Source organism: Paenibacillus sp. FSL K6-2524 (genome assembly GCF_038005525.1).
Lineage (GTDB): Bacteria > Bacillota > Bacilli > Paenibacillales > Paenibacillaceae > Fontibacillus > Fontibacillus anaericanus.
The window spans coordinates 80426-92500 of sequence record NZ_JBBOSP010000001.1 but is presented as its reverse complement, the minus strand read 5'-3'; the positions used below and the strand labels follow the sequence as shown (position 1 = coordinate 92500).

At 46.0% G+C, this 12075-nt stretch carries 10 protein-coding genes and 2 rRNA genes (1 of these 12 running past the window's edge); all 12 read right to left on the bottom strand.

All coding sequences use genetic code 11. The features are described 5' to 3' along the window. A 23S ribosomal RNA gene (locus NST85_RS00415) occupies positions 1 to 842 on the bottom strand; it reaches 2090 nt to the left of the window's first position. A gap of 257 nt (positions 843 to 1099) precedes the next feature. Continuing rightward, a 16S ribosomal RNA gene (locus tag NST85_RS00410) occupies positions 1100 to 2652 on the bottom strand. Together the 16S and 23S rRNA genes form the textbook arrangement of a ribosomal RNA operon. 498 nt (positions 2653 to 3150) lie before the next feature. After that, positions 3151 to 4668 (bottom strand): lysine--tRNA ligase, encoded by a 1518-nt coding sequence (gene lysS / locus NST85_RS00405; protein WP_341188241.1) that lies wholly within the window; start codon positions 4666 to 4668, stop codon positions 3151 to 3153. A 166-nt stretch (positions 4669 to 4834) separates the two neighbouring features. Beyond that, complete coding sequence (gene greA, locus NST85_RS00400; RefSeq protein WP_127194200.1) at positions 4835 to 5311, bottom strand: transcription elongation factor GreA; 477 nt, start codon at positions 5309 to 5311, stop codon at positions 4835 to 4837. 370 nt (positions 5312 to 5681) lie between these two features. Then, positions 5682 to 6683, bottom strand: a complete 1002-nt coding sequence (dusB, locus tag NST85_RS00395) for a tRNA dihydrouridine synthase DusB (RefSeq protein ID WP_127194201.1) — start codon at positions 6681 to 6683, stop codon at positions 5682 to 5684. A 191-nt stretch (positions 6684 to 6874) separates the two neighbouring features. Beyond that, positions 6875 to 7081 (bottom strand): helix-turn-helix domain-containing protein, encoded by a 207-nt coding sequence (locus NST85_RS00390; RefSeq protein ID WP_211350247.1) that lies wholly within the window; start codon positions 7079 to 7081, stop codon positions 6875 to 6877. After that, the gene (gene folK / locus NST85_RS00385) at positions 7033 to 7581 is read right to left on the bottom strand and encodes a 2-amino-4-hydroxy-6-hydroxymethyldihydropteridine diphosphokinase (RefSeq protein ID WP_341188240.1); all 549 of its coding nucleotides are present in this window, start codon (positions 7579 to 7581) and stop codon (positions 7033 to 7035) included. Before folK ends, NST85_RS00390 begins: the two co-directional genes overlap by 49 nt. Positions 7582 to 7589: 8 nt before the next feature. Next, positions 7590 to 7952 (bottom strand): dihydroneopterin aldolase, encoded by a 363-nt coding sequence (gene folB / locus NST85_RS00380; protein ID WP_127194203.1) that lies wholly within the window; start codon positions 7950 to 7952, stop codon positions 7590 to 7592. 86 nt (positions 7953 to 8038) lie between these two features. Beyond that, positions 8039 to 8875: a dihydropteroate synthase gene (folP, locus tag NST85_RS00375; protein ID WP_341188239.1), complete on the bottom strand. Its 837-nt coding sequence runs from the start codon at positions 8873 to 8875 to the stop codon at positions 8039 to 8041. Between the two features lies 1 nt (position 8876). Beyond that, positions 8877 to 9782: an aminodeoxychorismate lyase gene (pabC, locus tag NST85_RS00370; RefSeq protein ID WP_341188238.1), complete on the bottom strand. Its 906-nt coding sequence runs from the start codon at positions 9780 to 9782 to the stop codon at positions 8877 to 8879. Further along, complete coding sequence (gene pabA, locus NST85_RS00365; RefSeq protein ID WP_341188237.1) at positions 9779 to 10360, bottom strand: aminodeoxychorismate/anthranilate synthase component II; 582 nt, start codon at positions 10358 to 10360, stop codon at positions 9779 to 9781. The genes pabC and pabA overlap by 4 nt, the downstream gene beginning before the upstream one ends. Continuing rightward, positions 10360 to 11955: an anthranilate synthase component I family protein gene (locus NST85_RS00360; protein WP_341188236.1), complete on the bottom strand. Its 1596-nt coding sequence runs from the start codon at positions 11953 to 11955 to the stop codon at positions 10360 to 10362. Before NST85_RS00360 ends, pabA begins: the two co-directional genes overlap by 1 nt. Between the last annotated feature and the right edge of the window lie 120 nt (positions 11956 to 12075).

Here is a 12075-nt window from a genome sequence, read left to right as displayed (position 1 = left end):
GATTGGAATTTCTCCGCTACCCCCACCTCATCCCCGCATTTTTCAACATGCGTGGGTTCGGGCCTCCAGTGCGTGTTACCGCACCTTCACCCTGGACAGGGGTAGATCACTCAGTTTCGGGTCTACGTCCACGTACTATAATTCGCCCTATTCAGACTCGCTTTCGCTGCGGCTCCGGCTTCTCACCTTAACCTTGCACGGGAACGTAACTCGCCGGTTCATTCTACAAAAGGCACGCCATCACCCATATAGAGGGCTCTGACTTTTTGTAAGCACACGGTTTCAGGATCTATTTCACTCCCCTTCCGGGGTGCTTTTCACCTTTCCCTCACGGTACTGCTTCACTATCGGTCACTAGGGAGTATTTAGCCTTGGCAGATGGTCCTGCCGGATTCATACGGGGTTTCACGTGCCCCGCACTACTCGGGATCCGTCTCGGAGGGATTAAAATTTTGGCTACAGGGCTTTTACCTCTTCTAGCGGGCCTTTCCAGACCTCTTCGCCTACTCTAATCCTTTGTAACTCCATGTGAGACGTCCCACAACCCCAAGGAGCAAGCTCCTTGGTTTGGGCTAATCCGCGTTCGCTCGCCGCTACTGACGGAATCACTATTGTTTTCTCTTCCTCAGGGTACTTAGATGTTTCAGTTCCCCTGGTCTGCCTCTACACACCCTATGTATTCAGGTGTGAGTAACTACCTATTACAGTAGCTGGGTTTCCCCATTCGGACACCCCCGGATCAAAGCTTGCTTACAGCTCCCCGAGGCAGTTTCGTTGTTCGCCACGTCCTTCTTCGGCTCCTAGTGCCTAGGCATCCTCCGTGTGCTCTTAGTAGCTTAACCTCTCGGTGTACACTACCATTTATTAAACTTACCGAAGTAAGTTCAGCTAAAGGATATTACTTACTACACAATTTCGTTTCGTTATCCAGTTTTCAAGGATCAAGTGAATCGTCATCTTACGATAACGGTTCATTTTGAGAGTTGAACTCTCAAAACTGACCAACGAGTGAGGAAATGTTTACGAGGTCTCTGCCCCGAAAGCCTTATCTTGCTTTGATATTTTGAATGTTTCCGTTGCAGGAAACGATTCTCCATAGAAAGGAGGTGATCCAGCCGCACCTTCCGATACGGCTACCTTGTTACGACTTCACCCCAATCATCTACCCCACCTTCGGCGGCTGGCTCCTTGCGGTTACCTCACCGACTTCGGGTGTTGTAAACTCTCGTGGTGTGACGGGCGGTGTGTACAAGACCCGGGAACGTATTCACCGCGGCATGCTGATCCGCGATTACTAGCAATTCCGACTTCATGCAGGCGAGTTGCAGCCTGCAATCCGAACTGAGACTGGCTTTTTAGGATTCGCTCCACCTCGCGGTTTCGCTTCCCGTTGTACCAGCCATTGTAGTACGTGTGTAGCCCAGGTCATAAGGGGCATGATGATTTGACGTCATCCCCACCTTCCTCCGGTTTGTCACCGGCAGTCACCTTAGAGTGCCCAGCTTAACCTGCTGGCAACTAAGATCAAGGGTTGCGCTCGTTGCGGGACTTAACCCAACATCTCACGACACGAGCTGACGACAACCATGCACCACCTGTCTCCAATGTTCCGAAGAAGGACTCTATCTCTAGAGTTTGCATCGGGATGTCAAGACCTGGTAAGGTTCTTCGCGTTGCTTCGAATTAAACCACATACTCCACTGCTTGTGCGGGTCCCCGTCAATTCCTTTGAGTTTCAGTCTTGCGACCGTACTCCCCAGGCGGAATGCTTAATGTGTTAACTTCGGCACCAAGGGTATCGAAACCCCTAACACCTAGCATTCATCGTTTACGGCGTGGACTACCAGGGTATCTAATCCTGTTTGCTCCCCACGCTTTCGCGCCTCAGCGTCAGTTACAGCCCAGAGAGTCGCCTTCGCCACTGGTGTTCCTCCACATATCTACGCATTTCACCGCTACACGTGGAATTCCACTCTCCTCTTCTGTACTCAAGCCACCCAGTTTCCAGTGCGACCCGGGGTTGAGCCCCAGGATTAAACACCAGACTTAAATGACCGCCTGCGCGCGCTTTACGCCCAATAATTCCGGACAACGCTTGCCCCCTACGTATTACCGCGGCTGCTGGCACGTAGTTAGCCGGGGCTTTCTTCTCAGGTACCGTCACCTTGAGAGCAGTTACTCTCCCAAGCGTTCTTCCCTGGCAACAGAGCTTTACGATCCGAAAACCTTCATCACTCACGCGGCGTTGCTCCGTCAGACTTTCGTCCATTGCGGAAGATTCCCTACTGCTGCCTCCCGTAGGAGTCTGGGCCGTGTCTCAGTCCCAGTGTGGCCGTTCACCCTCTCAGGTCGGCTACGCATCGTCGCCTTGGTGAGCCGTTACCTCACCAACTAGCTAATGCGCCGCAGGCCCATCCGTAAGTGGCAGATTGCTCCGCCTTTCATTGTTCTCTCATGCGAGAAAACAAATTATCCGGTATTAGCTACCGTTTCCGGTAGTTATCCCAGTCTTACGGGCAGGTTACCTACGTGTTACTCACCCGTCCGCCGCTAAGTATCAGAAGTGCAAGCACTTCATCAACTCCGCTCGACTTGCATGTATTAGGCACGCCGCCAGCGTTCGTCCTGAGCCAGGATCAAACTCTCCATTAAGTTGGAAAAGCTGATATTGCTCATTTTGAAACTGACGATATTATCTCAACCGGATTTGCATCCGTTTGGATTACATCATTTTTTTTGATTTTCACTTTCGTGAAATTCACTCACTCGTTGTTCAGTTTTCAAAGATCAACTTCGTTGTCGTTGTCGCTCAATGTCTCAGCAGCAACTCCTATATCTTATAACATCCGGCGAAGTTTTGCAAGCTTTATTTTTGCTGGTGTTTCTCAGTTGTTAGCTGCAAACCGTTGTACTCAACGACCGGACTAATAATATACCATCTTTTCTGGGCTCATGCAAGCATTAATTTAAAGTTTTTTTAAATACATTTATTCAGACTATCTTATTACTGATTCCTTCTATAGGATGGCTCTCTACCGCACATCTGCACTTTATGAGTTGAGTTGCTTCATCCCCCCGTGATTGTACTGTATATTCAAAAAAACAAGCACGGCAGAATGCCGTACTTGTTTCTATATATAACAATATATCTTACTCTGCTGCGATAGGACGCATATGAGGGAAGAGTAGTACATCGCGAATCGAGGCTGAGTCGGTCAATAGCATAACGAGTCTATCTACACCGATACCTAATCCACCTGTTGGAGGCATACCATATTCCAATGCCCGGATGAAGTCATCATCCATCTCATGCGCTTCATCATTACCATGTTCACGTTCTAAGATTTGTGCCTCAAAACGTTGGCGCTGATCTATAGGATCATTTAATTCGGTAAACGCATTGGCGTGTTCGCGTCCAACGATAAACAATTCGAACCGATCAGTGAACCGAGGATCCTCTTGATTCTTCTTAGCTAGCGGAGATATCTCTAGCGGATGCCCATATACGAATGTTGGTTGAATCAAGGTTTCCTCAACAAAATGTTCGAAGAATGCATTCAAAATATGACCAAACGTCATATGCGCGTCCACTGGAACTTTATGTTCTTTCGCCAAAGCATGTGCTTCCTCATTGGTCATGTGCACTCCAAAATCAACACCAGTGACTTCTTTGACCACATCTACCATAGATACACGACGCCACTGTGGAGTTAGATCTACTTCATAATCTTGATAACGAATCACTGTCGTACCCAATACTTCTTGAGCAATATGGGCGATCATATTTTCAGTCAACGCCATAATATCCTTATAGTCGGCATATGCTTCATATAATTCAATCATGGTGAATTCCGGATTATGACGTGTAGACATACCCTCGTTCCGGTAAACTCGGCCGATTTCATACACTTTCTCTAGGCCGCCCACGATCAGGCGTTTCAAGTGAAGCTCAATAGCTATCCGCATGTATAACTGCATGTCCAATGCATTGTGATGCGTAATAAATGGACGGGCAGCTGCACCCCCAGCAATACTATGAAGAGTTGGAGTTTCTACTTCCAAATAACCTTGGGAATCCAAGTAATGACGCATGGATTGAATAATCCGCGAACGTTTAATAAATGTTTGTTGTACTTCAGGGTTGACGATCAGATCGATGTAACGCTGACGATATCTTAGTTCAACGTCTTTCAAACCATGATACTTGTCTGGAAGTGGGTAGAGCGATTTAGATAGAATCTCTAGATCTTTAACTTTGATCGATGTTTCTCCGGTCTTGGTCTTAAACACCTCACCTGTAACACCAACAAGATCCCCAAGATCAAGTAGACTAAATGCCGAGTATTTAACCTCAGGCACACTATCTTGTCGAACGTAGATTTGAATTTTACCCGATAGATCTTGGATGTGGGCAAAGCTTGCTTTTCCCATACCACGTTTGGCCATCAAGCGTCCAGCAATCGAAACCTCGACCTTCTTCTCTTCTAATTCTTCCTTAGAGAGTTGATCATATTGCTGCATTATATCTCCTGCGTTATGTGTTCTTACGTACTTACCTCCGAAGGGATCTATACCTAGCCCCCGTAACTCGTCCAATTTATCACGGCGAATCTGTAACAATTCACTAACTTCGACTTCCTGATCCTGTTGATTATGATCTTCACTCATCTTCGCTTCACTCCTTGCAGACTTGTATTTGGTTTGGGCTTAGCTTGTCTCTTTCAACAACGCCAACCTTATGAACTAAAATATAAGTAACATACTTTGCTTATATTCTAAAATACAGTGAAAGAAGCTTCCACCGGGGAAGCTTCTTTCACTCGGTAATTCCGCATTATTTCTTGATATCAACAATTTTATATTGAATCGTTCCAGCCGGCACTGCTACATCAACTACAGCGCCTTTTTTCTTACCTAGGATTGCTTTTCCTACTGGACTTTCGTTGGATATTTTATTCTGTAGTGGATCAGATTCAGCACTGCCTACAATAGCATATTCCATTGTATCACCGTACTCCATATCTTTCACCGTTACAGTAGAACCGATGCTCACCGTATCTGTAACAATCTCATCGTTGTTAATAATTCGTGCATTGCGTAGCATCTTCTCAAGAGTAATAACCCGTCCTTCAATAAAAGCCTGCTCATTCTTAGCATCTTCATACTCTGAGTTTTCACTAATATCTCCATAGCCGATAGCTACCTTAATACGCTCCGCAACTTCGCGGCGTTTAACTGATTTCAAATTCTCTAGTTCTTCTTCCAGTCTCTTCAACCCATCTTGTGTAAGGATGACTTGTTTATCGCTCATTCAACCCATTCTCCTGTCATGGAAATAATTTTCGCACTATGCGCACGAACATCGATCGCCTTCTAGTCAAAACAGTTACAATAATAGCCGACCGCTTAGACTTTCGTCCCCATAAGGTTACCGAGTTGCCGCTATGGCAACGGTCGTGAAAATTCACGCATCATTTGAGAATATCATATGCATTCTTATGGAGCGAGAGACCTCTCCATGCTGTGGAAGTTATCTCCTGTGGCGAATTTATACTGTGAAATTATAGGTGAAGCATTGCGAAATGTCAATGACACCCGATTCTTCAAATGTAAACGTTTCATGAACCGGGACTTATCTCATTAAATTCATTATATTCATCAAAATCATCCGTACCCCGTGGTTACGCGGATTCTGCATCTTCAGATTTAGCAGCAAGCGTCTCGGCGACAAAATCTTCAAGAATTCGCACCATCTCGTCGCGCTTGGTCTCTTCCATAATCACATCTTTGACGCGAGCTGCAGCTTTCAAGCCCTTCAGATACCAAGCCAAATGCTTACGCATTTCACGAACGGCAACATACTCACCTTTAAGTGCGGATAACCGATCCATATGCAAAATAGCTATACGAATCTTTTCCTCAATCCCAGGTTCCGGATGTAACTGGCCCGTCCTCAAATACTCCACTGTACGATACAGCATCCATGGATTCCCTAGCGCTCCTCTACCGATCATGACGCCATCGCAGCCAGTTTCATCCAGCATTCGTTTAGCATCTTCTGGCGTAGTGATATCGCCATTACCAATGACAGGGATGGACACAGCCTGTTTAGCCTGGCGAATATAATCCCAGTCTGCTTTTCCTGTATACAATTGTTCACGCGTCCGACCATGCACACTGATAGCTTTCCCACCAGCTTGCTCAACCGCTTTCGCATTATCAACGACGAAGATATGTTCAGAATCCCAGCCGATTCTCATTTTTACTGTAACTGGCTTACTAACGGCATCAACTACGGCCGATACCATTTCAAATATTTTATTTGGTTCCAGGAGCCAACGAGCACCTGCATCGCATTTTGTCACTTTAGGCACTGGGCAACCCATATTAATATCTATTATGTCTGCATTTGTCTGTTGATCGACTACTTTAGCAGCTTCAACAAGGGACGCACGATCCCCGCCAAAAATCTGTAGACTTAGTGGCTTCTCCCGTTCATCGACAAATAACATTTCCTTTGTACGTTTGTTGCCGTGAATGATGGCTTTATCGCTAACCATCTCTGCACAGACGAGCCCGGTACCAAATTCTTTGGCAATAAGCCGGAAAGCCGGATTGCACACACCCGCCATTGGGGCGAGCACGACTTGATTTTTCATTTCTATATCGCCGATTTTTAGCATGATGGGTTCTCCTAAAAGTTTTGTGAGTATATACTTCTTGAATTACTTCGAACAAAACTTGCATCGTAAGCATCCACTTAGTTTTGTGAGCATTTGCTTCTTTGGATGACTTTGAACAAAACTTACTTCGTAAGCATCCACTTAGTTTTGTGTGTTCTGCTCCTTTGAATCACTTCAAGCATAACCTACATCTATTTGGGTAACTTCAACTCTGACAAACTTACGTTCAGAATATCTGCAATTTTATTTAAAATTCGATCTTCTGGATGGCGGTTGCCCCGCTCCATAGCTCCCAGGATGGCAAGTGAGACACCTGATTTGTCTGCAAGCTCCTGCTGCGTATACCCTTTTAATTTCCGGAAAGCGCGGATGCGCCGTGCCAGGTGCATGTCTTCCAAAACCGAACGCCTTCCTTTCCTTCTATCTGAACCAGAGCATCATGCAAACTTGTATACAGACCACTTGCTTCTTCCTCCGGAACAATATCCGCTAGAGGTACTAGTACAAATGCCCGTTCAAACATTCGTGGATGAGGTAAGGTTAGCAAGGTAGTATCCACTTCTCTCCCCTCAATCCATAAGAGATCCAGATCGACCGTTCGTGGTCCAAAGCGAATCAATCTTTCACGTCCAAGGCGAAGTTCAATCTCCAGCATAAGAGAAAGTAAGGACTCCGGGTGTAATGCTGTTCTCACCGCTACAACCATATTTACAAAACACGGTTGATCAAGATAACCTACGGGATCTGTCTCATATAAATTAGAGCAGCGTACCACTGTAATATCGGCGTGTTCCTCAAGGCAGGCAATAGCCTCCATTAAAGTTTTCTCCCGATCCCCTAAGTTAGCTCCTAAAGCTATATAAGCCTCTGATATATCAGAGGACGAATGCATATTCATAACACTTCTCACTTTCTCGAACGGTACATCTCGACCGTCACACCTTCAAAATGAATATCAAATGGTGGATGTGGTTTCGTCACACCAACCGTAAGTGCACCTACCATAGTATAAGTGTCCAAAACCGAGGATGCAATATCCTCAGCCAGCGCTTCAATTAACTTAAAGCTCTTTTTCTCGACGATTCCTTTGACAAGCTCATGAACTTCGGCATAATTTACCGTTTTGCTCAGATCGTCATTTATCCCCGCCTCATGTAGATCAAGCTCCAGTGTAAGATCGATGTAATATCGTTGTCCAAGCTTGCGCTCCTCATCAAACACGCCATGATAACCGTAGTATTCCATGCGTCTAAGTATCATTTTATCCATAAAAAAAGCCACGCCTTCCACTTTAAAATTTTCTTTGTATTTTACAGCTGAAACCCTATTTTAAAAAGCCCCGCACTCTTAATTAGCTACGCATACAACATGGCATCGCACATCTTCACCGTGCGCTTGATCTCGAGCACATCGTGAACGCGTACGATTTGACAACCTTGGGCAATTCCGAATGCCACTGTCGCCGCCGTGCCTTGAAGCGTATCCTCAACCGGTAGATCCAGTGCAGTGCGAATAAATCTTTTGCGTGATGTACCTAGTAGTAGCGGGTATCCTAATTTCATCAACTCATCCAGCTCTCGCATGACCTTTAAGTTCTCTGCATAATCCTTAGCGAAGCCAATCCCTGGATCAAGCAAGATATTTTCGTCCAATATACCAGCTGCTTTGGCAATATCCACACTTTGCATTAAATCGTTAGCGACATCTTGAATCAGGTTAGTGTAATTCCGATCATGTCGATTATGCATCAAAATAACCGGACACCCATATTGGGCAGCAACCTTCGCCATATCTGGATCCTGTTTGAATCCCCAGATGTCGTTTATGATATGCCCGCCAGCCTTAAGTGCCTCCCGAGCTACTACAGACTTGTATGTGTCTACTGAGATTGGAATACCAGGCGCTTCGCGATGTAAGGCTTCCACAATGGGGATTACTCGCTCTAACTCTTCTTGCTCTCCAACTGGCTCATGACCGGGTCTTGTTGACTCCCCGCCTATATCAATCAGGTCAGCTCCATCTGCAACCATCTGCAGTGCATGCGCAACCGCACGGTCTACGTCATTGTAGCGCCCTCCATCCGAGAATGAGTCCGGCGTTACATTCAGAATGCCCATCACCAAAGTCCGCTCTCCAAGCGTTAAAACCGTATCTCCACAGCGATAACTCCGTTTGTACAACATTGGTTGCATTTCAAATTCCCACTTTCGCTCTATAACTGCTCAATAGTCTTGCCGTAATAGGTCCAATCTCTCCACCACTAATCCTATGAGAACTTCCAGCACTTCCTTCAGTTGATTCCAATCTAGGTACTACAAGCTTTGTCACAGGCACTAGTTCCTGTATGGAGTTGGTAACGAATATCTCATCTGCTTCCATTAACATCTCCCACGTATATTGCCCCTCCTGCTTGTCCAATCCCTGCTCCTCTGCCATTTCCAATACAACAGCACGTGTAATCCCAGGGAGAATGCCAGTTCCAATGTTAGGTGTATATAGGGTGCCACCAAGCACAAAGAATAAATTGCTTACTATACCTTCAGCCAAATATTCCTGTTCCGTAAGCAGCAGCCCCTCGATTGGGAGAGCTGGATTCGGTTTATATTGAGATAGTTCCCTTTTTGCTAAAATATTGTTCATATAATGTAACGATTTGAAGCGGATATCACCTTCCGGCGTATTTCTCCGTGTGCTGAGACGCCATAGCTCTTTACCCTCGGTATAGAGCCGAGTCCCGGGGTCTGGAAGTGGTTTGACGTATACTATGACTGCAGGCTTCACGTAGTCGTCTGAAGGAAGTCCGAGTGGACCTTCGCCCGCCGAAACGGTAAAACGAATATACCCCTCCTGAAGGCCATTTGCATGCATTAAGTCTTGTATTTCAGTTGCCACCTGATCAGGATCGCCAATATAGCGGATTCCTAAGCTATGACATCCCTCTCTCAGACGTTCCAAATGTCTCTCTAACAAAAAGGGACGCCCCCCGTATGTACGAAATGTCTCAAATAGACCCACTCCGTACATGAAGCCGTGATCCATTACGGAAATCACGGCTTCAGCAGTAGGGGTGGGCTTCCCATTCACCCCGATGTATTTCATGCTTGGACTTCCGTCTTAGGGTTCAGAAAATTACGAAGGATTTGATGTCCATGATCCGTAATGATTGACTCTGGATGAAACTGAACTCCCTCTATAGCATATTGTTTATGACGTAACCCCATAATTTCGCCTTCTTCGGTTTCCGCAGTAATCTCCAGACAATCCGGCAGGCTATCCCGTTCAACAATTAAAGAGTGATATCGAGTTGCCGTAAAAGGCGATGGGAGTCCTGTAAATACCGATTGTCCGTTATGATGAATCGGCGAGGTCTTCCCGTGCATAAGCCGCTCAGCGCGTATTACATTTCCACCGAAGGCCTGACCGATCGCTTGATGGCCTAGGCAAACGCCAAAGATAGGTATAATTCCTTTGAACCGCTCAATGAGCGCAAGTGTGATCCCAGCTTCATTTGGTGTGCAAGGTCCCGGCGAAATCAAGATATGATCCGGCTGCATATCCTCGATCCCTTGTAGATCGATTTCATCATTACGGCGAACTGTGACTTCTTCTCCAAGCTCTCCCAAGTACTGTACCAAGTTGTAAGTAAACGAATCGTAGTTATCAATAACCAGTATCATTATTTCATCCCCTGTTCTTGGCCTTCACCCGGAGTATTCTGACTAAGCAACACCGCCAAAACGATGGCTCTAGCTTTATTATGGCATTCCCTGTATTCACGATAAGGAACTGAATCAATAACAATGCCAGCTCCAGTCTGTATATAACCAAATCCATCTTTTACTACTAATGTACGTATAATAATATTTAATTCCATATTCCCGTTATAGTCAATCCATCCCATAGCTCCTGTATACGGACCTCGGGTGACCGGCTCCAACTCTTCAATGATCTCCATCGTCCTCACCTTTGGGGCTCCGGTAATGGTTCCACCGGGGAATAAGGCGGCGATGACATCATAAGGGGTCTTTCCGTCCTGAATGATGCCCTCCACTTGGGATACCAAGTGCATGACATGCGAATAATATTCGATGCTTAGTAGCTCACTCGCTTGCACGGAGCCGTACCGCGCGACACGTCCCACATCATTTCTCAGTAAGTCAACGAGCATAATATGCTCAGCCTGCTCCTTCTCATTGCTACGTAGCTCTAGAGCCATCTTTGCATCTTCTTCCGGCGAAGTACCCCGCCGCCTTGTCCCAGCAATCGGTCTTGTACTAACTTCATCTTGCTCCAGCTTGACTAGAAGCTCAGGAGAAGCGGAGACCAACTGGAAATCAGGCAACCGTAATAACCCCATATAAGGAGAAGGATTCAGCAGTCTCAACCATTCATAGATTTCCTCCGGCGAGGCTTGCAAAGGAATACTCTGCCTAAGCGACAGGTTAACCTGAAATACATCTCCAGCTCTTATATAGTCCTGAATCTTCCTTACAGCCGCTTCGAAATCTATCTGAGATAAGGATACAGTCGAATGATCCAGAACGGTATCGTCTAGTAATGAAGGAGTAGTTCTATCAACCTGGTTTATTGCCTTCTGCCGACTTGCTACTCGATCCATTGTGCTATCCGTGTTCGCGTCATCAACAATAGCATTCCAGTGCGCTACCATTCTTATTGCTCTATCTTCAGCCTCACTGTAGACAACTTCTAATTCTCCATCGCTTCTTAAACCTGAGGCGAGATGATCAAGCTGGGAATGAACGATAGCATAGATTTCTCCCTGCTCGTGATCAACAACCCACAATTCTTCCATTCGCATCCAGACATAATCGTCTAGTCCAAGATCATCCTCCGCAAGATGAGGAAGACGCTCCAGCGATCTTACAACATCATAACCAAGAAAACCTACTGCTCCGCCACTAAATTTGGGAAGCTCAGATAAATAAGGTGATTTGAATGGAGCCATCCATTGATGTAACACTTCCAACGGCTTACCATGTAGACGTGTTCTCATCCCAGAGGCCACATATTCAACTTCTGCAGTGTCGCCCTTACCCCGAATAACCGAGATTGGATCCAATCCGAGAAAGGTATACCGCCCCCCTTTACCACTCTCCAGCACAAAGGAGTAAGCCTGCGATCGTTCCCAAGCAGACATCCAATCTGCTGGTAGCCCTTTGGGGGACTTCCATTTTACGGCATAAGGAAGACAGGTCCATTGTTCTTCCTTCGCCCATTGCTTCCACTGTGCCCATGATGTTATACATTCCATCTTCGGTAAGACCCTCCAACCCTCGTTTAGCATTCTATTGCTTGCTAGTATACTAGAAGCCAAGCAAGTTTGAAACTCCTTGTTATTCATTCCTTATCTTCATAAAACAAACCCCCATGC

Excerpts from the sequence above, each read along its gene's own strand:
- lysS (WP_341188241.1), bottom strand. The coding sequence starts at position 4,668 with ATGAGTGAAGATCATAATCAACAGGATCAGGAAGTCGAAGTTAGTGAA.
- greA (WP_127194200.1), bottom strand. The coding sequence starts at position 5,311 with ATGAGCGATAAACAAGTCATCCTTACACAAGATGGGTTGAAGAGACTG.
- dusB (WP_127194201.1), bottom strand. The coding sequence starts at position 6,683 with ATGCTAAAAATCGGCGATATAGAAATGAAAAATCAAGTCGTGCTCGCC.
- folK (WP_341188240.1), bottom strand. The coding sequence starts at position 7,581 with ATGAATATGCATTCGTCCTCTGATATATCAGAGGCTTATATAGCTTTA.
- folB (WP_127194203.1), bottom strand. The coding sequence starts at position 7,952 with ATGGATAAAATGATACTTAGACGCATGGAATACTACGGTTATCATGGC.
- folP (WP_341188239.1), bottom strand. The coding sequence starts at position 8,875 with ATGCAACCAATGTTGTACAAACGGAGTTATCGCTGTGGAGATACGGTT.
- pabC (WP_341188238.1), bottom strand. The coding sequence starts at position 9,782 with ATGAAATACATCGGGGTGAATGGGAAGCCCACCCCTACTGCTGAAGCC.
- pabA (WP_341188237.1), bottom strand. The coding sequence starts at position 10,360 with ATGATACTGGTTATTGATAACTACGATTCGTTTACTTACAACTTGGTA.
- NST85_RS00360 (WP_341188236.1), bottom strand. The coding sequence starts at position 11,955 with ATGGAATGTATAACATCATGGGCACAGTGGAAGCAATGGGCGAAGGAA.